This is a genomic window from Micromonospora sp. CB01531 (genome assembly GCF_001905095.1).
Taxonomy (GTDB): Bacteria; Actinomycetota; Actinomycetes; order Mycobacteriales; family Micromonosporaceae; genus Micromonospora.
In genome coordinates this window covers 434,033-457,391 of sequence record NZ_LWLS01000001.1, presented here as the reverse complement: position 1 = coordinate 457,391, position 23,359 = coordinate 434,033, and the positions used below count along the sequence as shown (strand labels likewise).

The following is a 23,359-nucleotide window of genomic DNA, read 5'->3' as shown; positions in this document are numbered from 1 at the left end:
CAGCACCAGGAGTTCCCCGTGTCCGAACGCCACCTGCAACCCCTGCTGCACGAGCTGGTCGGGGCGGTCCACGCCCCCACCAGCGCGCTGGGCGACGCGGCGGGTCAGATCCGGCCGAGCGGCGTCCAGGGCGTGTTCCACGCCGACGCCCGCGTACTCTCCCGCGCCGAGCTGCGCGTCGACGACCGGGAACCGGAGGCGGTGGCCCACGGGGCGGCCGGGCCCCACGGGGTCCGCTTCGTCACCCTGGCCCGCTGGCTCGGCGACCCCGGCCCCGACCCGACCGTCCGGATCGACCGCATCCGGGAGGCCGGCCCGCACGGCGTCACCGAGGAGATCCAGGCCACCTCCACCGCCGCGGCGCCCGTCCGCGCCACGGTCAGCGTCGACCTGGGCTGCGACCTCGCCCCGATCGAGCTGGTCAAGTCCGGCGGGAACGGGTCGCCGCTGGAGGCGAAGTCCGGCGAGCCCGGCCGGGTCCAGTGGGCCGCCGAGGGCGTCACCGTCACGGTGACCGGCGAGGCGGCGACCGTCGACGCCACCGGCGACCGGGCCCTCGCGCCCCGGCTCAGCTGGCCGGTCGACCTCGCCCCCGGCGACGCCGTGACGCTGCGCTGGCGGCTCGCCGTCACCGACCCGAAGGCCGTGGTGGTCGCCCCGCCGGCCGGCCCCGAGTGGTCCGTCCCGCAGGTACGCGCCGACGACCGCCGCCTGGTCCGGCTGCTCGACCGCTCCCTGGCCGACCTGCGCGGGCTGCGGCTCGCCGACCCGGCCCACCCCGGGGACGTCTTCCTCGGCGCGGGCGTGCCCTGGTTCCTCACCCTCTTCGGCCGGGACAGCCTCTGGGCCGCCCGGATGATGCTGCCGCTCGGCACCGAGCTGGCCGCCGGCACGCTGCGCGTCCTCGCCCGCCGGCAGGGCACCAGGGTCGACCCGGCCACCGGCGAGGCGCCCGGCAAGATCCTGCACGAGCTGCGCCGGCACGAGTTCAGCCTGCCCGCCCATGAGCTGCGGCTGCCGCCCGCGTACTACGGCACCGTCGACGCCACCATGCTCTGGGTCGGCCTGCTGCACGACGCCTGGCGCTGGGGGCTCGCCGCCGACCAGGTCGAGCCGCTGCTCCCGCACCTGGAGGCGGCGCTCGGCTGGCTCGGCGAGCACGCCGACGCCGACGGCGACGGCTTCGTCGAATACGTCGACACCAGCGGCAGCGGCCTGGCCAACCAGGGCTGGAAGGACTCGGGCGACTCGATCCGGTTCCGCGACGGCCGGCAGGCGCAGTCGCCCATCGTGCTGTCCGAGGTGCAGGGGTACGCCTACCAGGCGGCGGTGCACGGCGCCGACCTGCTCGACGCCTTCGGCCGCCCGGGCGGCGACCGCTGGCGGGAGTACGCCGACCGGCTGGCCCGGCGGTTCCGCGACGCGTTCTGGGTCGACGGCCGGTACGGCCCGCAGCCCGCGCTGGCGCTGGACCGGGACAAGCGCCCGGTCGACTCGCTGACCAGCAACATCGGCCACCTGCTCGGCACCGGCCTGCTCTCCGACGCCGAGTCGGCGCAGGTGGCGGCGCTGCTGTCGACCGAGGCGCTGGCCGGCGGCTTCGGGCTGCGCACCATGTCCACCGACGACGCCGGGTTCAGCCCGCTGTCGTACCACTGCGGGTCGATCTGGGCGCACGACACGGCGATCGTGGTCGGCGGGCTGGCCCGGGCCGGCTTCGCCGACGCCGCGCTCCGGCTCGCCGACGGGCTGCTCGCCGCCGCCGAGGCGTTCGACTACCGCCTTCCCGAGCTGTACGCCGGGGACGACCGGGCGACGCTCAGCCGTCCGGTGCCCTACCCGGCGGCGTGCCGCCCGCAGGCGTGGGCGGCGGCGGCCGCCGTGCTGCTGGTCCAGGCCGGCGTGGGCATCTATCCCGACGTGCCGGGCGGCCAGGTGCGGCTGAGCCCGCTGGCCGGCCCGGAGTTGGGCGCGCTCGCCGTCGACAGCCTCCGCGTCGCCGGCGCCCCGGTCGCCGTCCAGGTCGACGCCTCGGGCCGGCCCACCGTCACCGGCCTCCCCGCCGGCCTGACGGTGACCCCCGCCCCGCAGGTCCCCACCCAGCGCCCCGCCACGGAAACCCCCGCCCCCCGCTGACGTCGTTGATCATGAGGTTGGCGGCGAAGTCGATCTCGGACGGTGCCGTCAACCTCATGATCGACGCGGTCAGGCGGGGGTGAGTTCGGCGACCAGTTCGTCGTCCTCCGTGGCGCCGGTGGGGTGGAAGCCGAGGGCACGGTAGAGGGCGGCGGCCTGGGTGTTGTCGGGGTGGTAGCTGAGGCGGATCGGGTGGCCCGCGGTGGCGAGCCAGTCGGCGAGGGTACGCACCGCGGCCCGGCCGACGCCCCGCTCCTGCTCGGCGGCCTCGATCACCATGCCGCCGATCCACCGGGAACCGTCGTCGTCCACGCCCCACATGACGTGCCCGACCGCCGTCTCGTCCGCGTACACGGCCAGCGAGGTCCAGACGTCCGAGCGCATGGTCAGCAACAGATAGCGGGCGGCCAGGGCGGGCACCCAGGCGCGCTGGTCGTCGCGGGGCGCCACGTCCGCCACCGCCCGCCAGTTGTCGTCGTCCACCGGACGCAGGGTCACGTGCCGGCCGGTGCGGTCCCGGAGTGCAGAATCGATCATGTACGCGACCCTAGGCGGGATGTCCCAGCACCACGATCGCTTTCCCGCCCCACCCACGGTCGGCGCGCTCGACCAGCACGTTCCGCCCCTCCCCCGTGAGGTTGCCGCCCGCATCTCGCGCCAGCCACCGGCACGTCCGCCACCCGGTTGACGCGGTCCGTACCCGGCCAGGCGCAGTTGCGCCAGGTCTCATCCATTGACACCGGGCCACCGGATCGGCATTCTCATTTCCCGGCGGGACACACCGCCACAAAGCCCAGAGAAGACCCTTCCTGGGACGACCCATTCAACGGGGGATAGATATGCTTCGATTTGCTGCTGCCCGTCTCGGATCCGCTCTGATCACCGGTCGACTGCTGGCGCTGGCTGCGCTGACCGTGGTCCTCGCCGGCGTTGCCCTGGCCGCCGGGCACGGCGGCTCGTCCACGTCGCTCGCCGAAGGCTTCGGCTGGGGCAGCCCGCAGCCCTGATCCGGCGACAACGGACGAGATCGTCCGTCGACCAGGCTCGCCAGCGATACGGTCGACACCTCAGGCCGGACCCTGCTTTCGGGCCCAGCCAACACGATCGCCAAGAAACTTAGCGGGAATTGCCCCGCCACTGAACGGTGGCGGGGCAATTCGTTCGACCAGAGGCGAATGCCCCCGATCCGCGGGCCCGTCCTTGACAGGTTCGGGCCGTCCGGGGCTTGCCGCGTCAGTCGAGCAGGGCGTCCAGGCCGACCGTGAGGCCCGGCCGGTGGCGTACCTCCCGCACAGCGAGCAGCACGCCCGGCATGAACGAAACCCGGTCGTACGAGTCGTGCCGGATGGTCAGCGTCTCGCCGGTGGTGCCGAAGAGCACCTCCTGGTGGGCGACCAGCCCGGTGGCGCGGACGGCGTGCACGCGTACCCCGTCGATCTCGGCGCCGCGCGCGCCCGGCACCTCGTCGCGGGTGGCGTCCGGCGCGGGGCCGAGGCCGGCCTCGGCACGGGCCTGGGCGATCAGTCGGGCGGTGTGCGTGGCGGTGCCGCTGGGCGCGTCGAGCTTGCGCGGGTGGTGCTGCTCGATGATCTCCACCGACTCGAAGTGCCGGGCGGCGCGGGCGGCGAACTGCATCATCAGCACCGCACCGATGCCGAAGTTGGGGGCGATCACCACGCCCACGCCCGGCTTGCGCGCGAGCCAGCCGCGGACCCGGTCCAGGCGCTGCTCGGTGAAGCCCGTGGTGCCGACCACGACGTTGATGCCCTGGTCGACGCACCAGTGCAGGTTGTCCATGACGACGTCCGGAGTGGTGAAGTCGACGACCACCTCGGCACCGGCGTCGGACGCGGCGAACAGCCCGTCGCCCTGGTCGACCATCGCCACCAGCTCCATGTCGGGGGCCGCGTCGACCGCCTTGCAGACCTCCATGCCCATCCGGCCGCGGGCGCCCAGCACGCCGACCCGGATCGGCTCGGCCAGGTTCTTCTCGTGCTCGTCAGTCACGGGGCACAACCTATCCCAATCGGGGCGCCCACCCCGCTGGAGCTCCGGCCGTCCCACCCCACGAGCATGATCGACTCGGGTTGCGGCAACCTGGGCCCGCCTCGGCGGCGGACACCCCGACCTGCGCCACCCCTCGTCGGCGGGCGCGGCGGGAAGGGTCAGGCGGAGAAGGCGGACTCGTCGAACGGGCCCACCACCGCCAGGGACATCGGGCGGCCGAGCAGGTCGGCGGCCAGGGCGTTCACGTCGTCCAGGGTCACCGCGTCGACCCGGGCGAGCAGCTCGTCCACCGGCATCAGGTCGCCGTAGAGCAACTCGCCCTTGGCCAGCCGGCTCATCCGGGAGCCGGTGTCCTCCAGGCCGAGGACGAAGGAACCCTTGCTCATCCCCTTGCCCCGGGCCAGCTCGGCCTCGCTGATCCCCGCGGCGGCCACCTTGGCCAACTCGGCGCGGGTCAGCTCCAGCACCTCGTCCACCTTGCCCGGAGCGCAGCCGGCGTAGACGGCGAACAAGCCGCTGTCGGCGTACTGGCTGGCGTACGAGTAGACCGAATAGGCCAGCCCGCGCTGCTCGCGGATCTCCTGGAACAGCCGGCTGGACATGCCGCCGCCGAGGACGTTGTTGAGCACCCCGAGGGCGAAGCGCCGCTCGTCGGTGCGGTCGATGCCCGGGCAGCCGAGGATCACGTGCGCCTGCTCGGTCTCCTTCGGCTCGACCACCGTGGTGGCCGGCTTCGTGCATACCGCTGGGGCGGCCGGGCGGTGCGGCGCCGGCACCGCCGGATCGGTGTCCAGCGGGGTGCCGCGCAGGGCCTGGCGGACCAGCTTGACCACGGCGGCGTGGTCGAGGTTGCCGGCGGCGGCGATGACGATCTGCGGCGCGGTGTACCGGCGGCGGTAGAAGGTCTGGATCTGCCGGCGAGTCATCGGGGTGACCGTCTCCTCCGTGCCGGAAATCAGCCGGCCGAGGGGGTGGTCGCCGTAGACGGCGCGGGCGAACAGGTCGTGCACCTCGTCGCCGGGCTCGTCGTCGTGCATGGCGATCTCTTCGAGGATGACGCCGCGCTCGGTCTCCACGTCGGCGTCGTTGAGCACCGAGTCGGCGACCAGGTCGCACATGACGTCGATGGCCAGGGGCAGGTCCTCGTCCAGCACCCGGGCGTAGTAGCAGGTGTATTCCTTGGTGGTGAAGGCGTTCGTCTCGCCGCCGACCGCCTCGATCTGCGAGGAGATCTCCAGCGCGCTGCGCTTGCGGGTGCCCTTGAAGAGCAGGTGCTCCAGGAAGTGCGCGGCGCCGCCCTGCGACCCGGTCTCGTCCCGCGAGCCGACGGCGACCCAGATGCCGAACGAGACGCTGCGCATCGCCGGGATCGCCTCGGTGAGCACGCGCAACCCGCTGGGCAGCACGGTACGGCGTACGGTGCCGCCCAGCGGGTCGTCGCTGAGCGTGCGGGTGACCGCCCGGGTCGACCCGCCGGCGGACCGGGTGGCCCCGGTCACCTGCCGGACGGCGCCCGACGGCGCCACCCCCCGTCGATCCGCAGGAAAAGACGAACGAGGGGTCCGACTCACGAAAAACCTGCTTCCAGTTCGACGAGGGGGTGGATGGCGACGGCTCCAGGTCGCGGCGCGGTCAGACGCGCCGAGCTGGAGTTGCCGAACGACGGCTTCAGGTCGTAGCACTGCGGCGGACGCGCCGAGTTGGAGCCGTCGCAGGATCGGCCGGGTGACGCCGTCGGCGTCACCCGGCCGATCGAGGATCAGCTGTGCCGGGTCCGGCGACGCGGGCGCTCGCCGCCGCCTTCGCCGCCGCCCTCGCCACGCTCCGGGCCCCGGCTGCCGCGCTCGCGGTCCCGGTCGCCGCGGTCGCGCGGGCCGCGGTCGCCCCGGTCCCGGCCGCCCGGGCGCTCGCCACCGGCGGCCTCCTCGGCGGCCGGCGCCTCGGCGCCCTCCGGGCGGACCTTGTCCAGGTAGATCTTGCCGCGCTGGTCGATGTCGGCGATCTCCACCTCGACCTTGTCGCCGACGTTGAGGTAGTCCTCGACCTTCTCGACCCGCTTGCCGTCGCCCACCTTGGAGATGTGCAGCAGGCCGTCGCGGCCGGGCAGGAGCGAGATGAAGGCGCCGAACGGGGCGGTCTTCACCACGGTGCCGAGGAACCGGTCGCCGACCTTCGGCAGGGTCGGGTTGGCGATCGCGTTGATCCGCTCGACCGCGGCCTGGGCCGACGGGCCGTTGGTCGCGCCGACGTAGATGGTGCCGTCGTCCTCGATGGAGATCTCGGCGCCGGTCTCGTCCTGGATGGCGTTGATGGTCTGGCCCTTCGGGCCGATCACCATGCCGATCTTGTCGACCGGGATCTTGACGGTGGTGACCCGCGGCGCGTAGTCGCTCATCGCGGCCGGGGCCTCGATCGCGGACTGCATCACGTCGAGGATGGTCTGCCGGGCCTCGTGCGCCTGCTGGAGCGCGGCGGCCAGCACGTCCGACGGGATGCCGTTGAGCTTGGTGTCGAGCTGGAGGGCGGTGACGAAGTCCCGGGTGCCGGCGACCTTGAAGTCCATGTCGCCGAACGCGTCCTCGGCGCCGAGGATGTCGGTCAGCGTCACGTACTGGGTCTTGCCCTCGACCTCGTCGGAGATGAGGCCCATGGCGATGCCGGCGACCGGGGCCTTCAGCGGCACACCGGCCGAGAGCAGGCCCAGCGTCGAGGCGCAGACCGAACCCATCGAGGTGGAGCCGTTGGAGCCGAGCGCCTCGGAGACCTGCCGGATGGCGTACGGGAACTCCTCGCGCGACGGCAGCACCGGGATCAGCGCCCGCTCGGCCAGCGCGCCGTGGCCGATCTCGCGCCGCTTCGGCGAGCCGACCCGGCCGGTCTCACCGGTGGAGTACGGCGGGAAGTTGTAGTTGTGCATGTAGCGCTTGGACTTTTCCGGGGAGAGGGTGTCCAGCGCCTGCTCCATGCGCAGCATGTTCAGCGTGGTGACGCCCAGGATCTGGGTCTCGCCGCGCTCGAAGAGCGCCGAGCCGTGCACCCGGGGCAGCACGCCGACCTCGGCGGTCAGCGGGCGGATGTCGCGCGGGCCGCGGCCGTCGATGCGGACCTGCTCGCGCAGCACCCGGCTGCGGACCTCGGACTTGGTCAGCGAGCGGAAGGCGGCGGAGAGCTCCTTCTCGCGGCCCTCGAAGCGCGGCCCCAGCTCCTCGGCGACCCGGGCCTTGATCCGGTCCAGGGCCTCCTCGCGGTCGTGCTTGCCGGCGATCTTCAGGGCCTCGGCGACGTCGGCACGGGCCAGGTCGGCCACCGCCTCGTACGCGTCGTCCTGGTAGTCGAGGAAGACCGGGAACTCGGCGACCGGCTTGGCGGCCACCTCGGCCAGCTCGCTCTGCGCCCGGCACAGCTCGCGGATGGCGGGCTTGGCGGCCTCCAGGCCGCTGGCGACGACCTCCTCGGTCGGGGCGGGGGCACCGCCGGCGACCAGCGCCACGGTGTGCTCGGTGGCCTCGGCCTCGACCATCATGATCGCGACGTCGCCGTCGGGCAGGGCACGGCCGGCCACCACCATGTCGAAGGTGGCCCGGGCCAGCTCCTCGTGGGTCGGGAAGGCGACCCACTGGCCGTCGATGTGCGCCATCCGGGTGGCCCCGATCGGGCCGGAGAACGGCAGGCCGGAGAGCTTGGTCGACATCGAGGCGGCGTTGATCGCCACGACGTCGTACGGGTGCTGCGGGTCGAGCGCGAGGACGGTCTCGACGACCTGGACCTCGTTGCGCAGGCCCTTGACGAAGGACGGGCGCAGCGGCCGGTCGATCAGCCGGCAGGTGAGGATGGCGTCCTCGCTGGGCCGGCCCTCGCGGCGGAAGAACGAGCCGGGGATCCGGCCCGCGGCGTACATCCGCTCCTCGACGTCGACGGTCAGCGGGAAGAAGTCGAACTGCTCCCGCGGCTGCTTGCCGGCGGTGGTGGCGGAGAGGACGACCGTCTCGCCGAGCTGGGCGATGACGGAGCCGGCGGCCTGGCGGGCCAGCCGGCCGGTGGAGAAGGTGATCTCACGGGTACCGAAGGACCCGTTGTCGATCACGGCGGTGCGGGATTCGGTGCCGAGGTTGGTCTCGGTCATGGTGCTGTCGTGCTCCTTCGCGTCGGGGGTCCACGACACGGGAGCTACTCAGACGGCCGGTCTTCGATCGAAGCGCCCGGATGGCCGGCATGATGCCGGGGTGCCCGGGAGCCACTACCGGAGACCGGTACGCTGACCGGCTCCCTCTCGGGTGGTCGCGTGACCCGGTTCGTTCTGTGGTACCGGAACGGGGGAGCGGCCGCAGGCCACTCCCCCGTCACGTCACCGGCGCAGGCCGAGCCGCTCGATGAGCGACCGGTAGCGGTTGATGTCCTTCTTCTGGACGTAGTTGAGCAGCCGACGGCGACGGCCGACCAGCAGCAGCAGCCCACGGCGGCTGTGGTGGTCGTGCTTGTGCACCTTCAGGTGCTCGGTGAGCTCGGCGATCCGCTTGGTGAGGACCGCGACCTGGACCTCCGGCGAACCGGTGTCGCCCTCGGCGGTCGCGTACTCCGCACGGATCTTGGCCTTGGCTTCCTGGTCGAGCGCCATGTTCTCCCTGTTTCGTGGGTCGTTCGATGAGGTCCGTCGGAGTGGTCGCAGCGACCGGGGGGACGGACCGGTTCCTCGCACCCGCGGCGTCGTGCAGGCAGGCGAGGCCCCGCGTCGGTCAGCCGACGTCCCTGCCAGACTACCAGCCCGGTCGGGAACCACCCGGTGAAGGGCCAGGTGCCGGTGTCGGCCCGCTCAGCCGAGCGCCCGGCGGGTCCGCTCGACGTCCTCGCCGATCTGGGCGATCAACGGCTCGATCGCGTCGTACGTCCGTTGTTCGCGCAGGTGCGCCACGAAGTCCAGGGCCAGCCGCTCGCCGTACAGGTCGCCGGTGAAGTCCAGCGCGTACGCCTCCACCCGGCGTTCCCGGCCGGAGAAGGTCGGGTTGGTGCCGATCGAGACGGCCGCGGCCAGGGGCTCCCCGCCGCGGCGCACCAGCCGGGCGGCGTACACCCCGTCGGCAGGGATCGCCGCGTACCGGTGGGTCAGCAGGTTGGCGGTGGGAAAGCCCAGCTCACGCCCGCGCTGGTCGCCGCGGACCACCACACCCTCGACCCGGTGCGGGCGGCCGAGCGCGGCGGCCGCCGCGGCCACGTCGCCCGCGTCGACGCAGGAGCGGATGTACGTGGAGGAGAAGACCGTCCCCGCCTCGGCGACCAGCGGGCCGCTCTCCACCCCGAAGCCGAAGGTGCGGCCCAGCCGTTCCAGCAGGGCCACGTCGCCGGCCGCCCGGTGCCCGAAGCGGAAGTTGCCGCCGACCATCACCAGCGCGGCGTGCAGGTGCTCGACCAGGATGTCGTGCACGAACTCCTCGGCCGGCAGCCGGGAGAACTCGGGGGTGAACGGCACCACGCAGAGCACGTCAGCCCCGAGCGACTCGATCAGCTCCGCCTTGCGGGCCGGCTCGGTGAGCACCGCCGGGTGCGACCCGGGACGGACCACCTCCGCCGGATGCGGGTCGAAGGTCAGCACCACCGACCGGACGCCCAGTTCGCGGGCGCGGGCCACGGCGTGGCCGATGATGGCCTGGTGCCCCTTGTGCACGCCGTCGAAGACGCCGATGGTGACGACCGAGCGCCCCCAGCCCCCGGGCACCGCCTCGTACCCCCGCCACCGCTGCATACCGTTCCTCCGCTCCTCCCCTGGTCCCGCACCGGCCGAGGCTCGCCGGCCCGGGGGCCGGTGGGGCGCCGTCACGCCGGGGCCAGCACGATCTCCGCGCGGGCCCGCCCGGCCCGCTCGCTGACGATAGCGATCAACCCGCCGTCGGGGCCGAAGACCGCGTACGGTCCGGCGATGCCGGCCGCGCCGAGCGGGCCGCCGTGCGCGAGCGTGCGCGCCTCGTCCGGGGTGGCGTCCCGGCGCGGGAAGAACCGGTCGGCGGCCGCGTCCAGCGGTAGATTGACCACGTCGGGCGCCCGCTGCTCCAGCGCGTCGAGGGTTGCCGCCTCGGCCAGGGTGAAGCCGCCGACCGCGGTCCGGCGCAGCGCGGTCAGGTGACCGCCGACCCCGAGCGCGGCGCCCGCGTCCCGGGCGATGGCCCGGATGTACGTCCCGGACGAGCAGGTCACGTCGACGTCCACGTCCACCACGTCCGGGACGTCCCAGCGGACCGCCAGGACGTCCAGCCGGGAGATGGTGACCCGCCGGGCGGGCAGCTCCACGATCTCCCCCTCGCGGACCCGCTTGTACGCCCGCTGGCCGTTGATCTTGATGGCGCTGACCGCACTGGGCACCTGGTCGATCTCGCCGGTCTGGGCGGCGAGCGCGGCCCGGATCGCGTCGTCGGCGACGGCGCCGGCCGGGGTGGTCGCCACCACCTCACCCTCGGCGTCGTCGGTGATGGTCGCCTGGCCGAGCCGGATCGTCGCGGTGTAGCTCTTGGCGGCGCCGATCACGTAGGTGAGCAGCCGGGTGGCCCGCCCCACCCCGATCACCAGCACCCCGGTCGCCATCGGGTCGAGCGTGCCACCGTGCCCCACCCGCCGGGTCCGCGCCAGCCGCCGGATCCGCGCCACCACGTCGTGGGACGTCATCCCGCCCGGCTTGTCGACCACGATCAGACCGTCTGTGCTCACGACGGCCAAGCCTGCCAGACCACGGTGATCGCACGCGCGGGGGATACCTCCCTGCTCTGCCGCAGTGCCAAGATCATGCGACCGGGGCAGGAACGTGGTCGCGCGGTCGACTCCGGTGCGGCAGACTTCGCGCGCCCCCTCGCACCCTCAGGAGTCCTCTTGACCAACCCGCCGCCGTCGCACCAGCACCGCCCCCGGGTCGACCTGCCCGACTGGATGCGCAACCCGGAGCCGCCGCGCCGCACCCTCGGCCGCCGGGTCTCCGGATTCGTCGACGGCTTGCCGGCGCTGCGGGCGGCCCGGCACCGGCTGTGGGCGTGGCGGGACCGGAGCCGGTTCAGCGAGCGACACCCGGTGGTCTCCGCGATCGTGTCGTTCGTCGTCGTCGCGGTGGTGGCGACGTGCCTGGTGGTCGGCACGCTGTACCTGTTCTACAAGATCGCCCACGACCGGTCCTGAGCCGACGTCTGATGACCACCGAGGAACCGACCGCCTCGCCCGCCGACGTCGACCGGCCCGCCGTCGCGACCCGCGACGACTCCGTCCGGCTACCCAGTTGGATGAGTGGACAGGACGCGGCCGAGCCGCTCACCCGCGGGGAGCGCGCCCGGCTGGTCTGGGCCCGGCACCGCGGGAAGCTCCTGGTCGGCTTCGTCATCCTGCTACTGCTGGCGCTCGTTGCCGGCACGGCGGTCCTCGGGCACCTCACGGTCGAGCGGATCCGCGCCGGCACGCAGCCCTCGGCGTCCCCGCTGTCCTCGGCGTCCCCGCCGCCGAGCAGCCAGGTCGGCGAACCCCGGGACCTCTACGCCGGGAGCCCCGCCGCCAACTTCGCGGTCGGCGAGGCCGCGATCGTCCTGCCCCCGGTCGCCGCCCGGGCACCCTTCTCCGCCGCGGAGGTACGCGCCGCGCTGACCCAGGTGCGGAAGGCCCTGGTCTCACCGGACCGCGCCGACCACCGCCCAGCCGCCGGAGCGCAGCCGTAGCAGCAGCGCGACCAGCCGGAGCACCACGAACAGCATCAGCCCGGCCCAGATCCCGCCCAGCCCGAGGTCGAGCCCGTAGGCCAGCCAGATCGCCGGCAGGAAGCCGCCCAGCGCCGCGACGATGGTGAGGTTGCGCAGGTAGCGGACGTCGCCCGCGCCGATCAGCACGCCGTCGAGGGCGAAGACGACCCCGCCGATCGGCTGCAGCGCGACGAACCACGGCCAGGCGAGCATCGCCTGCTCGCGTACCTGCGGGTCGGAGCTGAACCACGACGGCACCAGGCCGGCGCCGGCGGCGATCAGCACCGCGAACGCCACGCCGCAGGCACCGCCGAGCAGGGCGATCCGGCGGGCGAGGGCGCGGGCGCCGGACGCGTCGCCGGCGCCGAGCGCCGCGCCGATCAACGCCTGCGCGGCGATCGCCAGGGCGTCGAGCACCAGGGCGGTGAAGAACCACAGCTGTACGGCGATCTGGTGGGCGCCGACCGCGGCGGCGCCGAACCGGGCCGCGACGGCGGTGGCGGACAGGAAGCTCGCCTGGAACGCGACGCCCCGGATCAGCAGGTCCCGACTGAGCACAAGCTGCTGGCGGATCAACCGGGGTCGGGGGCGCAGGGAGATCCGCTCGCGGACCAGCGCGGCCGCGAACAGGCCGCCGGAGAGGGTCTGCGCGATGGCGTTCGCCACCGCCGAGCCGACCAGCCCGAGCCCGACCGGATAGACGAGCAGTGGGCAGAGCAGCGCGGAGAGCAGGTTGGGGGCGAGCACGAAGAGCAGCGGGCGCCGGGTGTCCTGGATGCCGCGCAGCCAGCCGTTGCCTGCTGCGGCCACCAGCAGGCCGGGCGCGCCGAGCGCGGCGACCCGCAGCCAGCCGGCGGCGGCGTCGGCCACCTCGCCCGGACCGCCAACCAGGGTACGCGCCAGCCACCCGCCGCCGACCTGCATGGCAAGTGCCACCAGCACGCCGACGCTCAGGGCGAGCCAGGACGCCTGCACGCCCTCGGCCACCGCCGCGGCCCGGTCCCCCGCGCCGAACCGCCGGGCCGACCGCCCGGTGGTCCCGTACGCGACGACGGTGCCGAGCCAGGCGGTCAGCGTCAGCACCGTGCCGCCGACGGCGAGCGCGGCGAGCGGGACACGGCCCAGGTGCCCGACCACCGCGGTGTCGACCAGGACGTAGAGCGGCTCGGCGGCCAGCACCACGAGTGCCGGCAGGGCGAGCGCGGCGATCCGGCGGGGCGAGGCGGCGGGCAACCCGGTGGCGGGGGCGGCGGTCTGACTCATCGCCGCCGATCCTGGCACGCCCCCAGTAAGGAACGCAACAGACCCCAGCACTTACCAACCCGCCGCCCGGCGTACGTTGATCATGAGGTTGGCGGCGCTGTCGATCTCCGCAGCCGCCGCCAACCTCATGATCACCGCAACGGGGTGGGGAGGGTGGCGAGCCAGCGGCGGGTGTCGGCGCGGGTGCGGAGGCGGATCACCGGCACCTCGGGGGCATGGGCGGCGACGGCCGCGTAGACCAGGGGTCGGGATCGGCGAGGGTACTGCCACACGTACCGGAGGAACTGGAGGTCGACCTGCTCGGGGCAGCCGTCCGGCAGGTCGGGCCGGGGCTTGGCCCGGTACGCCCAGCGGCGACGCAGCACCCGGACGAGGCAGAGCAGCCAGGGCGGGTCGCAGAGCACCAGCAGGTCGGCGTGCGGCAGGCGAAGATCGAAGGTGCTGCGATAGTTGCCGTCCATCACCCACGCGGGGCGGGCGGCCAGCGCGGCGACCTCCGCCCGGAAGTCGGCGGCGGCGGCGGCGACCCAGCCGGGCCGCCAGTAGTGGCGGTCGAGGTGGATCAGCGGGAGGCCGAGCCGGCGGGCGACCGCGCGGGCGAGCGTGCTCTTGCCCGCGCCCGAACTGCCGACGATCAGGATGCGGCGCACCGGGCGACGGTAGCCCCCGCCCGGGTGTACGCGGAACCGGGCGACCGGAACGACGGCGGTGGCGCGGCGGCTACCGCGCCACCGCCGGACGGCCCGCCGTCACTGACGGGTGTCCATCGACGTCTGCAGCGCGCGGCGCAGCTGCTCGCGCGCCTCGTCGTTGGTGGTCTCGGTCTTCGGCTTGCGCTTGCTGGCCATGGGAGTTCCCTTCCAGGGTACGGACCACCGACGGCCGGTGGACGCGTCTGACGCCGCGCCGTGACCTGGAGCCGTCGGTCCTGCTGAACGCCGGGGCAGCGGTCCGGGATCACCGGAGCGGCTCGCCTGGCAGCGTGAGCCCGGGTCGGTCTGACCCTGGAGGGAGGCGGCGCCGGATGTGGCCCCACCGCCCGCGACCAGCGCCGAAGCGCCGGCCCGTCCCTAAATTAACGTTCACTTTCCAGCTGCTGCCCACTGTTCCCGGGATACGGACACGATGGGGTGGACCGGGCCGATCAGCGGGCCAGGAAGTGCCAGCCGAGCCACCACCAGAAGCCGAGGAACCCGATCCGCCCCACCGGCACCGGCCCGACCTCGTAGCGCATCACGAACGCGCAGACGTCGGCCAGCGACGGGATCCGCGAGCCCTCCCGCCGGGCGGCCCACTCGACGGCCGCGAACAGCACCAGCGCGGTCAGGAAACCGCCGATCGCCAGGGCTCGCATCATCGGCGGACCAGCCCCCAGAACGCGGCGAGCCAGGCGAACCAGGCCGCCGAGCGGACCAGGTGGTCCTCCAGGAACGGGTCGGCCAGCAGGGAGAAGGTGGGAAAGTCGTCCCCCATCGACAGCACGAAGGTGGTTCCCTCGAACACCCCGAAGACGGTGACCGGCACCAACCACCAGGCCGCCGCCGGTGGCAGCCGGTGTGGCGCGGGTCGGCGGGGCACCCGGTTGCTCAGGCCGATCCAGATCAGCGCGCCGCCGGTGCCCAGGGTGTAGAGGTTGGCCTGGGCGGAGAAGGACGGCAACTGCCCGCCGACCAGGGAGAGGCAGATCAGCACCGGTACGGAGACGACGGGACGGTCCCAGGCTCGGGGCGCCTCGGCGGTGAGCTCTCGAGGGTGATCCATCACCCGATTGTCCCCACCGTCACGGAACGCCGGAAGACCACCACGCCCCGGAGTCGTCCCTGATATCAGGCCGTCAGCAACGCCCCGTCCAGCTCGGCCCGGATCCGGTCCACCACCTCGTCGACCGTGCCCCGCCCGGTGAAACCGGCGGCGAACCGGTGCCCGCCGCCGCCCAGCGCCACCGCCACCCGGCTCACGTCCACCGCGCCCTTGCTGCGCAGGGAGACGGCCCACTCGGCGGCGGCCACCTGCTTGATCACGCAGCTCACGTCCGCCTCCGCGGTGCACCGGACCGAATCGATCAGCGCCTCCAGCACGTACGCCGGCTGGGCGTACCGGGCCAGGTCGTCCTGGGTGGCGTAGGTCCAGACCAGCCCGCGCCCGGCAGCGGCCGCCGGTTCCAGCCGGGCCCGGCCCAGCACCTCGCCGAAGAGCCGGACGGCGCCGAACGGGCGGGTGTCGAAGATCCGCCGGGAGATGTCCCCGGGACGGATGCCGGTGGCCAGCAGCCGGGCCGCCATCCGGTGCACGTCCGGCGTGGTGGCCTCGAAGCGGAACGAGCCGGTGTCCGTGCTCAGCGCCACGTAGAGGCAGGTGGCGATCTCGGCGTCCAGCGGCACCCCGAGGCGGTCGAGCAGCCCCTCGGCGACCACCGAGGTGGCAGCCGCGTGCGGGTCCACCAGGTGGATGCCGCCGAACCGCGTGTTCGACGCGTGGTGGTCCAGCACCAGCGCCGCCCCCGCCTTGTCCAGCCGGTCGACCAGGTCACCCAGCCGGGACTCGCTCGCCACGTCGAAGCAGATCACCAGGTCCGGGTCCAGGTACGCGTCGTCCTGCGGCACCAGCAGGTCGAGCCCCGGCAGCCAGCGGAACGGCTCCGGCACCTCCGGCGGACCGGGGAAGGTCGCCTGGAGGTGCCGTACGCCCCACCGGCGCAGGCCCAGCCCGAAGCCGAGCATGCTGCCCAGCGCGTCGCCGTCCGGGTTGACGTGACAGATCAGCAGCACCCGCGCATCGGCGGGAAGCCCGCGTACCGCCGCGAGGGCGGCCGCCCAGTCGGTGTCGGTCGGGCCGGCACCGGCCGGCGTACCGCCCTCGGCGGAAGAGGTCACGGGCGGTCGCCGCCGCGCGGCTCGTCGTTCTCGGTCTCCTCGTCCTCGCCGTCCGAGTCCTCCTCCAGCCGGTACGGCTGCGCCTCGCCCGCGAACTGGGCGCCGGCCGCCAGCCGCTGCACCTCGGCGTCGGCGGTGCGGGCCGCCGCGAGCAGGTCGTCGATGTGCTTGACCTGGTCCTGCACGTCGTCGAGGACGAAGGTCAGGGTCGGCGAGTGGCGCAGCCCGAGGGCCTTGCCGACCGTGCTGCGCAGCATGCCCTTGGCGCTCTCCAGCGCGGCGGCGGTGCTGGCCTGCGCCGCCGCGTCGCCGAGCACCGTGTAGAAGACGGTGGCGTCGCGCAGGTCGGCGGTGATCCGGGCGTCGGTGATGGTGATCATCCCGAGCCGGGGGTCCTTGATCTGGCTCCGCACCACCGACGCGACCAGTTCACGGATGCGCTCCGCGTGCCGGCGTACCTTGGCCGGATCCGTCATGTCCCCCACCTCCAGGGCTTCCCGCTCCCGGCCGGAGACGACGGCGCGGGCGCCGCCGGGTCCGACCGCCCAACAACTCGAACACTACCCGCGCGATCGCGGCCCTCGCGCGGGGCCGCCGGTGCAAGGAAGGGCCCCGGGCAACGCCTGCGGCAGGGCGCTGCCCGGGTAGCCGCCGTCCGTCCGTGGCGGTCAGTCCTCCGCCCCGTAGAGGCGCCGGCGGACCGACAGCAGCTCGGTCTCCGGACGGGCCGCCACCAGGCGCTCGCACGAGTCGAGCACCTCGCGGACGTGCGACGCCTCGGCGGCCACCACGGCCACCGCGATCTCGGCCCGGCCGTGCAGGTCGAGCGACCCGACCTCGGCGACCGAGACCTCGAACCGGCGTAGCGCGGCGACGATCGGCCGGACGTACGACCGCTTGGTCTTCAGGGACCGGGAGTCCCCCGGCAGCAACAGGTCGAAGTGCGCGGTTCCCGTATACACGGCGAGCAACGGTACGGCAGCGCCGCCGCCCCGGTCACCCGTTTTCCGTCGGCACGACCGCCACCAGCACGTCCCGGTCGATCGCCTGGTCGACCCGGTGCGCCAGGTCCCGCCAGCCGGGCCCGTCGACCACCCGCAGGCCGGCCCCGGCCAGCACCGCCTCGGCCGCCGCCCGCGGTGCCACCTGGGTGTTCCAGGACAACCCGAGCGCCCCACCGGGACGCAGCAGCTCCCGCCAGACCGGTACGGCCGCGGTGAGCAGGTCCAGCGGGCTGCGGGACAGCCCCTGCTCGGTGCGGCTGCCGTGGGCCACCCCGTACGGCGCGTCGGTCACGATCACGTCGGCGCAGCGCGGGCGCAGCACCTCCCGGGCGCGGGTGGTGTCGGCGTGCAGCACGGTGACCCGCTGGGTCGCCCCGGCCCGGTGGTCGTCGCGGGACGGCGCGAGCACCGCCTCGAAGCGCCGGGCGATCAGCTTGCGGTCCCGGCGTACCGGCACCGTCTCGGCGGTGTGCTTGAGCCGCTTACGGCGCAGCCAGGTGCGCAGGAACGCCCCGTACGCGTCCACGTCCTTGCCGTCGTGCTCGACGCCGATCCCGTCGTAGCCGTACATCAGCGCCTGGTTGAGGGTGGTGCCCCGGCCGCACAGCGGGTCGAGCACCACCAACTGTCGGTCCAGCATGCCGCCGGCCGAGGCGGAGGCGAGCAGGGTGACGTTGAGCAGCAGCCGGGTGAACTGCTCGTTGGTCTTGCCGGCGTACTTGGGGATGGTGATCAGATCCGAGTCGTACCGGGCCAGCGGCCCCAGCGGCACCGGGCGGAGCAGGTCATCACCCACCCTCTCGAACAGCGCGTACGCCGCCGACAGGTTGGCCAGGTACGCCAGGTCCCGCCCGCCCAGCCCCGGCGCGGGCGCGGCGAAGGTCAGGTACTCCACCCCGCCGATCCGCTCCACCGCGGCGTCGACCGGCGCCTCGTGGAGCACCCCCGAGCCGGCGAACACCTTCAGTTCGGCGCGGGCCAGCCGGCCGGCCGCGTCGGCGTAGACGCGGTTGGCGGAGGGGGCGAGGAGCAGCGCGTACCTGAACACGCCGGAGATTGTCGCAGCCGGCGCAGACGGCGACGGCCGGGGCCCACTGGGCCCCGGCCGTCGGTCGTTCACGCCGCTCAGGCGCGCGGCTTCTCCCGCATCTCGAAGGTCTCGATGATGTCGCCGACCTGGACGTTGTTGAAACCGCCCAGCGTCAGACCACACTCGAAGCCCTCGCGGACCTCCGTCGCGTCGTCCTTGAACCGCTTGAGGGAACTGATCGTGAGGTTGTCCGCCACGACCGCCCCGTCCCGCAGCAGCCGCGCCTTGGCGTTGCGGCGGATGAGGCCGGACCGGACGATGCAACCGGAGATGTTGCCGATCTTGGACGAGCGGAAGACGTCGCGGATCTCCGCGGTGCCCAGCTCGACCTCCTCGTACTCCGGCTTGAGCAGCCCCTTGAGCGCGGCGTCGATCTCCTCGATGGCCTGGTAGATGACCGTGTAGTACCGGATCTCCACGCCCTCGCGGTCGGCGATCTCGCGGACCTTGTTGGCGGCCCGCACGTTGAAGCCGATGATCGTGACCGCCTCGGACGAGGCGCTCGCGAGCATGACGTCGCTCTCGGTGATCGCACCCACGCCCCGGTGGATGATCCGCAGCTGGACCTCCTCCGGGATGTCGAGGTTGAACAGCGCGTCCTCGAGGGCCTCCACGGAACCGGAGACGTCGCCCTTGAGCACCAGGTTGAGCGAGGTCTTCTCGCCCTCCTTGAGCTGCTCCATGAGCGTCTCGAGGGTGGCCCGGCCACGGGAGTTGGCGAATGCCGCCGCCCGCCGTCGCGCCTGCCGCTGCTCGGCGATCTGCCGCACGGTCCGGTCGTCCTCGGCGGCCAGGAAGGTGTCACCCGCGCCTGGCACCGTGGTCAGACCCAGCACCATGACCGGACGCGCCGGACCGGCCTCGTCGACCGGCTTGCCGTTCTCGTCCAGCATGGCCCGGACCCGGCCGTGCGCCCCACCGGCGACGATCGAGTCGCCGGCCCGGAGGGTGCCCTTCTGCACCAGCACGGTCGCCACCGCACCACGGCCCTTGTCCAGGTGCGCCTCGATGGCGACACCCTGCGCCGGCCCGTCGATCGGAGCGGTCAGCTCCAGCGACGCGTCGGCGGTCAGCAGCACGGCCTCGAGGAGCTCCTCGATGCCGATACCGGGCTTGGCCGCCACGTTGACGAACATCGTGTCGCCGCCGTACTCCTCGGCGACCAGGCCGTACTCGGTCAGCTGCTGGCGGACCTTGTCGGGGTTCGCCTCCGGCTTGTCGACCTTGTTGACCGCGACCACGATCGGCACGTCCGCCGCCTTGGCGTGGTTGAGCGCCTCGATGGTCTGCGGCATCACGCCGTCGTCGGCCGCGACCACGAGGATCACGATGTCCGTCACCTGGGCACCACGGGCACGCATGGCGGTGAACGCCTCGTGACCCGGGGTGTCGATGAAGGTCACCGCGCGGTCCTCGCCCTCGTGCGGGACGTGGACCTGGTACGCGCCGATGTGCTGGGTGATGCCACCCGCCTCGCCGGCCACCACGTTCGCCTTGCGGATCGCGTCGAGCAGCTTGGTCTTACCGTGGTCGACGTGACCCATGACGGTCACCACCGGCGCACGGCTGACCAGGCGCTCCTCCGCGACCTCGGCATCGAGGTCGATGTTGAACTGCGCGAGCAGCTCGCGGTCCTCGTCCTCCGGGCTGACGATCTGCACGTCGAAGCCGAGGTGCACACCCAGCAAATTCAGGGTGTCGTCGGAGCAAGACTGAGTCGCGGTGACCATCTCGCCCAGGTTGAACATCTCCTGGACCAGCGAACCCGGGTTGGCGTTGATCTTGTCGGCGAAGTCCGACAGCGAGGCGCCACGGGACAACCGGATGACCTGGCCCTGCCCCTTGGGCGCACCTGAGGACATGGTCGGGGCCGACAGGTTGTCGAACTCCTGTCTGCGCTGCTTCTTGGACTTGCGGCCACGGGTCGGACGACCACCCGGACGCCCGAAGGCACCCGCGGCGCCGCCGCCACGGCCACGACCGCCGCCACCCGGACGACCACCACCACCGGCCGGGGCGCCCGGACGGAAACCACCGCCGGGAGCACCGCCGCCACCGCCACCGGGGCCGCCACGGTAGCCACCGCCACCGCCGCCACCACCGGGACCGCCACGGTAGCCACCGCCACCGCCGCCACCACCGGGACCGCCACGGAAGCCACCGCCACCGCCGCCGGGGCGACCGGCGCCGCCACCGGGACCGCCACGACCGCCACCGGGGCCGCCAGGGCGACCCGTGGTTGGGCGCTGGCTCGGCATGGAGGCCGGGCTGGGCCGCGGCGGCATGGAGGCCGGGCTGGGCCGCGGCGGCATGCCGGCCGGGCTCGGACGGGGGCCGCCGGCACCGGCGGCCGGCGGCCGCTGCTGCTGGCCACCCTGGATGCCGAACGGGTTGTTGCCGGCGCCGCGCGCCGGCGGACGACCACCCGGCCGGGCACCCGGGCCCGGGGTCGGGCCACCGGGACGGCCGGCGGCCGGGCTACCCGGACGCGGCGGCACCGCGTTCGGGCCCGGACGCGGACCCGGACGGGGACCGCCCTCGGCCGGGGGCTCCCGGCGGACGTTCTCCCGCTGCTGCTGGCGGGCGGCCTGCGCGGCCTTGACCGCGGCCTCCTGCTCAGCCTTGAGGGCGGCGGCGCGCGCCTCGGCGGCCGCCACCTCGATGTCGTGCGCACTCGCCGGCTTGGCGACCGGGGTCGCCGGCTGCGGCGGGCCGGGGACCGGGCCCTTGGGCCTCGGTCCAGGGGTCGGCGCAGCCGGCCGCCGGGGCGGCATCGGCTTGGCCGAGACCCGGGGGGCACCCGGGGTCGGGGTCGGGGTCGGGGTCGGCGCCTGGCTCGGGGCGGCCGCTGCTGGCGCGGCCGGCGCTGGCGCGGCCGGTGCCGAGGAGGCACCGGCGGACGCGACGAATGCGCCACGCAGCCGTCGGGCGACGGGCGCCTCGACGGTGCTGGACGCGGACTTGACGAACTCGCCCATTTCCTTCAGCTTGGCGAGAACGGTCTTGCTTTCGACCCCGAGCTCCTTGGCAAGCTCGTGTACGCGGGCCTTTCCTGCCACTGCACTCCTCACTCCGAGGTCGTGCGGGCAGCACCCGCAGCGACCTCACTCGTGCACTTGAAGCCTGGTCATTTCAGGGACTTCATCGTGTGCTCATGTTGGTCGTCCTACCTTGCTAGCGATCTCTCGTCCGGTCGGGCTGACCGGACGTAGAGGTTGGCGCGTCGATGTGCTCCGCCAGCGCACCGTGATCGACGACCCCGGTGATGCGCAGTGCCCGCCCGAAGGCGCGGCGCCGCACCGCTTGCGCGAAGCAGGCCGGATCCGGGTGCATGTTCGCTCCCCGACCCGGCAGTCTGCGGGCCGGATCGGATCGGAGGCTGAAGTGATCAGCCCCGTCGCCGACCGCGACGATCCGCAGCAACTCGCTGGCCGGCGCTCGTTTCCGGCAGCCCACACAGGTGCGCTCCGGCAGCGCGCGTCGTGCCACTGGAGGAAGTCTACCCCTAGCTGCTCGAGATCGCTCCGCCCGGCTCGGGTACGTGATCAGCTCCGCTCCGGCCGGGGGCGGCGGTCTGCTCCGCGTCGGAACGGATGTCGATCCGCCAACCGGTCAGCCGGGCCGCAAGCCGGGCATTCTGCCCTTCCCGGCCGATCGCCAGGGAGAGCTGGAAGTCCGGCACGGTGACCCGCGCGGTCCGGGTGAGCGGGTCGACAACCTCCACCCGCAGCGCCTTGGCCGGGGAGAGCGCGTTCCCGACGAAGGTGGCCGGGTCCTCCGACCAGTCGATGATGTCGATCTTCTCACCGTGCAGCTCGCTCATCACCGCGCGGACCCGCTGGCCCATCGGGCCGATGCAGGCACCCTTGGCGTTGACGCCGGGCGCGGTCGAGCGCACCGCGATTTTCGTACGGTGACCTGCCTCACGGGCGATCGCGCTGATCTCCACGGTCCCGTCGGCGATCTCCGGCACCTCCAGGGCGAAGAGCTTCTTCACCAGCGCGGGGTGCGAACGGGACAACGTGATCTGCGGGCCACGCATTCCCTTGGCCACGTGCACCACAACGCAGCGGATCCGCTCGCCGTGCGCGTACCGCTCGCCGGGGACCTGCTCGGACTGCGGCAGGACGCCCTCCAGCTTGCCCAGGTCGACGGTGACGATGCCCTTCTCGGCCCGCGCCTCGTGCGCCTGCACCACGCCGGTGACCAGGTCACCCTCGCGGCCGACGTACTCGCCGAGGTGCACCTCGTCGGTGGCCTCCCGCAGCCGCTGGAGGATCACCTGCTTCGCCGTCATGGCCGCGATCCGGCCGAAGTCGTGCGGGGTGTCGTCCCACTCCCGTACCACGCTGCCGTCGGCGTCCACCTCCTGGGCGTACACCGAGGCGGCCCCGGTCTTGCGGTCGATCTCCACCCGGGCGTGCGGCTCGGCGCCGTCGGTGTGCCGGTAGGCGGTCAGCAACGCGGTCTCGATCGCCGCGAGGATCGTGTCGAACGGGATCTCCCGCTCGCGCTCCAGTGCGCGCAGCGCCGCGAGGTCGATGTTCACCTCTCCTCGTCCTCCACATCATCTTCGTCGTCGATGTCGGTTTCATCGTCTTCGTCAGCCTCGCCGGCCGCGTCGAGCTCGTCCGCCTCGTCGATCTCGTCGAGGCGGCTGAACTCCACCTGGACCCGGCCGGGCCCGAGCTCGGCGTAGCGGTGCGCCACCCGCCCGGCGTCGGTCTCCAGCACCACGCGCTCGTCGTCGGCCTCGACCACCCGGCCGGTGACCTGCCGGTCCCCGGCGGTCCGCTGCTCGGGCACCCCCGCCGCGCCGCGCACGGTCACCTTGACCAGCCGGCCGACGTTGCGCCGCCAGTGTCGGGGCAGGGTCAGCGGCCGGTCCACCCCGGGCGAGCTGACCTCGAGCTGGTACTCGCCGGCCACGATGTCGCCGCCGGCCTCCTCCGCGGCGTCCAGCGCGGCGGAGACCGCCCGGGAGACGTCCGCGACGGCGTCCAGGTTGATCCCGCCGTCGGCGTCCACGATCACGCGGACGACGTGCCGCCGGCCGGCGCGGGAGACGGAGAGGTCCTCCAGGTCGTACCCGGCGGCGGTGACCACCGGCTCGATCACCTCGCGCAGCCGGGCCCGGCGGGCGCTCAGATCGCCGCGGGGCGCGCCGCCCCGACCCCCGGCACGGGGGCCGTCGGCCCGGCGGGGTCGCCCGGCGGGCCCCGTCGGCCTGGTGGCACGGCCACGCTGCGTCATCTGGCGCACCTCTCTGCTGTTCCGACGGGCCGC

At 73.6% G+C, this 23,359-nt stretch carries 22 protein-coding genes and 1 pseudogene; 4 read left to right on the top strand and 19 right to left on the bottom strand.

Features of this window, described 5'->3' with window-relative positions:
* Nucleotides 1-18 precede the first annotated feature (18 nt).
* The gene (locus tag A6A27_RS02125; protein WP_073832597.1) at nucleotides 19-2,136 is read left to right on the top strand and encodes an amylo-alpha-1,6-glucosidase; all 2,118 of its coding nucleotides are present in this window, start codon (nucleotides 19-21) and stop codon (nucleotides 2,134-2,136) included.
* Nucleotides 2,137-2,205: 69 nt separating this feature from the next.
* On the opposite strand, the gene A6A27_RS02120 is transcribed toward A6A27_RS02125, so the two are convergent.
* Nucleotides 2,206-2,673: a GNAT family N-acetyltransferase gene (locus A6A27_RS02120; RefSeq protein WP_073832596.1), complete on the bottom strand. Its 468-nt coding sequence runs from the start codon at nucleotides 2,671-2,673 to the stop codon at nucleotides 2,206-2,208.
* 302 nt (nucleotides 2,674-2,975) lie between these two features.
* On the opposite strand from A6A27_RS02120, the gene A6A27_RS44070 reads away from it, so the two are divergent.
* The gene (locus A6A27_RS44070; protein WP_158073930.1) at nucleotides 2,976-3,143 is read left to right on the top strand and encodes a hypothetical protein; all 168 of its coding nucleotides are present in this window, start codon (nucleotides 2,976-2,978) and stop codon (nucleotides 3,141-3,143) included.
* Between the two features lie 226 nt (nucleotides 3,144-3,369).
* Here the strand turns inward: A6A27_RS44070 and dapB are convergent, their stop codons facing one another.
* From dapB to truB, 6 genes are all read right to left on the bottom strand, one after another.
* On the bottom strand, nucleotides 3,370-4,152 hold the full coding sequence (dapB, locus tag A6A27_RS02115) for a 4-hydroxy-tetrahydrodipicolinate reductase (RefSeq protein ID WP_443189939.1): 783 nt from the start codon (nucleotides 4,150-4,152) through the stop codon (nucleotides 3,370-3,372).
* Nucleotides 4,153-4,301: 149 nt separating this feature from the next.
* Nucleotides 4,302-5,669, bottom strand: coding sequence for a M16 family metallopeptidase (locus tag A6A27_RS02110; protein ID WP_073832594.1), 1,368 nt, complete (start codon nucleotides 5,667-5,669; stop codon nucleotides 4,302-4,304).
* Nucleotides 5,670-5,902: 233 nt separating this feature from the next.
* Complete coding sequence (locus A6A27_RS02105; RefSeq protein WP_073832721.1) at nucleotides 5,903-8,266, bottom strand: polyribonucleotide nucleotidyltransferase; 2,364 nt, start codon at nucleotides 8,264-8,266, stop codon at nucleotides 5,903-5,905.
* Nucleotides 8,267-8,488: 222 nt separating this feature from the next.
* Nucleotides 8,489-8,758 carry a 30S ribosomal protein S15 gene (gene rpsO, locus A6A27_RS02100; protein ID WP_043962418.1) on the bottom strand — a complete coding sequence of 90 codons (270 nt, stop codon included), beginning with the start codon at nucleotides 8,756-8,758 and terminating at the stop codon, nucleotides 8,489-8,491.
* Nucleotides 8,759-8,953: 195 nt separating this feature from the next.
* Complete coding sequence (locus A6A27_RS02095; RefSeq protein WP_073832593.1) at nucleotides 8,954-9,880, bottom strand: bifunctional riboflavin kinase/FAD synthetase; 927 nt, start codon at nucleotides 9,878-9,880, stop codon at nucleotides 8,954-8,956.
* Nucleotides 9,881-9,951: 71 nt separating this feature from the next.
* Nucleotides 9,952-10,836, bottom strand: coding sequence for a tRNA pseudouridine(55) synthase TruB (gene truB, locus A6A27_RS02090; protein ID WP_073832720.1), 885 nt, complete (start codon nucleotides 10,834-10,836; stop codon nucleotides 9,952-9,954).
* A gap of 159 nt (nucleotides 10,837-10,995) precedes the next feature.
* Between truB and A6A27_RS02085 the strand changes: the two genes are divergently transcribed.
* Nucleotides 10,996-11,295, top strand: a complete 300-nt coding sequence (locus tag A6A27_RS02085) for a hypothetical protein (protein WP_073832592.1) — start codon at nucleotides 10,996-10,998, stop codon at nucleotides 11,293-11,295.
* 11 nt (nucleotides 11,296-11,306) lie between these two features.
* Nucleotides 11,307-11,822, top strand: coding sequence for a hypothetical protein (locus tag A6A27_RS02080; protein ID WP_073832591.1), 516 nt, complete (start codon nucleotides 11,307-11,309; stop codon nucleotides 11,820-11,822).
* Here the strand turns inward: A6A27_RS02080 and A6A27_RS02075 are convergent.
* The 12 genes and pseudogenes from A6A27_RS02075 to rimP all read right to left on the bottom strand — a co-directional run bounded on the left by A6A27_RS02075 (nucleotide 11,775) and on the right by rimP (nucleotide 23,326).
* Nucleotides 11,775-13,106: an MATE family efflux transporter gene (locus tag A6A27_RS02075; RefSeq protein ID WP_073832590.1), complete on the bottom strand. Its 1,332-nt coding sequence runs from the start codon at nucleotides 13,104-13,106 to the stop codon at nucleotides 11,775-11,777. The two genes, A6A27_RS02080 and A6A27_RS02075, sit on opposite strands and share 48 nt — an antisense overlap.
* A gap of 131 nt (nucleotides 13,107-13,237) precedes the next feature.
* Entirely contained in the window at nucleotides 13,238-13,756 is a 519-nt protein-coding gene (locus tag A6A27_RS02070; RefSeq protein WP_073832589.1) for an AAA family ATPase, read from the bottom strand.
* Nucleotides 13,757-14,250: 494 nt separating this feature from the next.
* Nucleotides 14,251-14,460 (bottom strand): DUF6186 family protein, encoded by a 210-nt coding sequence (locus A6A27_RS02065; RefSeq protein WP_187413392.1) that lies wholly within the window; start codon nucleotides 14,458-14,460, stop codon nucleotides 14,251-14,253.
* Nucleotides 14,460-14,867: a hypothetical protein gene (locus A6A27_RS02060; protein WP_073832587.1), complete on the bottom strand. Its 408-nt coding sequence runs from the start codon at nucleotides 14,865-14,867 to the stop codon at nucleotides 14,460-14,462. Before A6A27_RS02060 ends, A6A27_RS02065 begins: the two co-directional genes overlap by 1 nt.
* 65 nt (nucleotides 14,868-14,932) lie before the next feature.
* Nucleotides 14,933-15,979, bottom strand: coding sequence for a DHH family phosphoesterase (locus tag A6A27_RS02055; RefSeq protein WP_073832586.1), 1,047 nt, complete (start codon nucleotides 15,977-15,979; stop codon nucleotides 14,933-14,935).
* Nucleotides 15,976-16,455 carry a 30S ribosome-binding factor RbfA gene (rbfA, locus tag A6A27_RS02050; RefSeq protein ID WP_073832585.1) on the bottom strand — a complete coding sequence of 160 codons (480 nt, stop codon included), beginning with the start codon at nucleotides 16,453-16,455 and terminating at the stop codon, nucleotides 15,976-15,978. Before rbfA ends, A6A27_RS02055 begins: the two co-directional genes overlap by 4 nt.
* A 192-nt stretch (nucleotides 16,456-16,647) precedes the next feature.
* Complete coding sequence (locus A6A27_RS02045) at nucleotides 16,648-16,941, bottom strand: DUF503 domain-containing protein (RefSeq protein WP_073832719.1); 294 nt, start codon at nucleotides 16,939-16,941, stop codon at nucleotides 16,648-16,650.
* Nucleotides 16,942-16,975: 34 nt separating this feature from the next.
* Nucleotides 16,976-18,031 (bottom strand): TRM11 family SAM-dependent methyltransferase, encoded by a 1,056-nt coding sequence (locus A6A27_RS02040; protein WP_073832584.1) that lies wholly within the window; start codon nucleotides 18,029-18,031, stop codon nucleotides 16,976-16,978.
* A gap of 77 nt (nucleotides 18,032-18,108) precedes the next feature.
* Nucleotides 18,109-21,132 (bottom strand): translation initiation factor IF-2, encoded by a 3,024-nt coding sequence (gene infB / locus A6A27_RS02035; protein WP_073832583.1) that lies wholly within the window; start codon nucleotides 21,130-21,132, stop codon nucleotides 18,109-18,111.
* 93 nt (nucleotides 21,133-21,225) lie between these two features.
* Nucleotides 21,226-21,562, bottom strand: a pseudogene (locus A6A27_RS02030) (YlxR family protein).
* Nucleotides 21,563-21,578: 16 nt separating this feature from the next.
* A complete protein-coding gene (gene nusA / locus A6A27_RS02025) occupies nucleotides 21,579-22,622 on the bottom strand; it encodes a transcription termination factor NusA (protein ID WP_073832581.1) in 1,044 nt (347 codons plus the stop codon).
* Nucleotides 22,619-23,326 (bottom strand): ribosome maturation factor RimP, encoded by a 708-nt coding sequence (rimP, locus tag A6A27_RS02020; RefSeq protein WP_073832580.1) that lies wholly within the window; start codon nucleotides 23,324-23,326, stop codon nucleotides 22,619-22,621. Before rimP ends, nusA begins: the two co-directional genes overlap by 4 nt.
* Nucleotides 23,327-23,359: the final 33 nt, after the last annotated feature.

What these genes read in the sequence shown, in the direction of transcription:
- A6A27_RS02120 (WP_073832596.1), bottom strand. Translation starts at nt 2,673, where the DNA reads ATGATCGATTCTGCACTCCGGGACCGCACCGGCCGGCACGTGACCCTG.
- A6A27_RS44070 (WP_158073930.1), top strand. Translation starts at nt 2,976, where the DNA reads ATGCTTCGATTTGCTGCTGCCCGTCTCGGATCCGCTCTGATCACCGGT.
- A6A27_RS02105 (WP_073832721.1), bottom strand. Translation starts at nt 8,266, where the DNA reads ATGACCGAGACCAACCTCGGCACCGAATCCCGCACCGCCGTGATCGAC.
- rpsO (WP_043962418.1), bottom strand. Translation starts at nt 8,758, where the DNA reads ATGGCGCTCGACCAGGAAGCCAAGGCCAAGATCCGTGCGGAGTACGCG.
- A6A27_RS02095 (WP_073832593.1), bottom strand. Translation starts at nt 9,880, where the DNA reads ATGCAGCGGTGGCGGGGGTACGAGGCGGTGCCCGGGGGCTGGGGGCGC.
- A6A27_RS02080 (WP_073832591.1), top strand. Translation starts at nt 11,307, where the DNA reads ATGACCACCGAGGAACCGACCGCCTCGCCCGCCGACGTCGACCGGCCC.
- A6A27_RS02075 (WP_073832590.1), bottom strand. Translation starts at nt 13,106, where the DNA reads ATGAGTCAGACCGCCGCCCCCGCCACCGGGTTGCCCGCCGCCTCGCCC.
- A6A27_RS02065 (WP_187413392.1), bottom strand. Translation starts at nt 14,460, where the DNA reads ATGCGAGCCCTGGCGATCGGCGGTTTCCTGACCGCGCTGGTGCTGTTC.
- A6A27_RS02060 (WP_073832587.1), bottom strand. Translation starts at nt 14,867, where the DNA reads ATGGATCACCCTCGAGAGCTCACCGCCGAGGCGCCCCGAGCCTGGGAC.
- rbfA (WP_073832585.1), bottom strand. Translation starts at nt 16,455, where the DNA reads ATGACGGATCCGGCCAAGGTACGCCGGCACGCGGAGCGCATCCGTGAA.
- rimP (WP_073832580.1), bottom strand. Translation starts at nt 23,326, where the DNA reads ATGACGCAGCGTGGCCGTGCCACCAGGCCGACGGGGCCCGCCGGGCGA.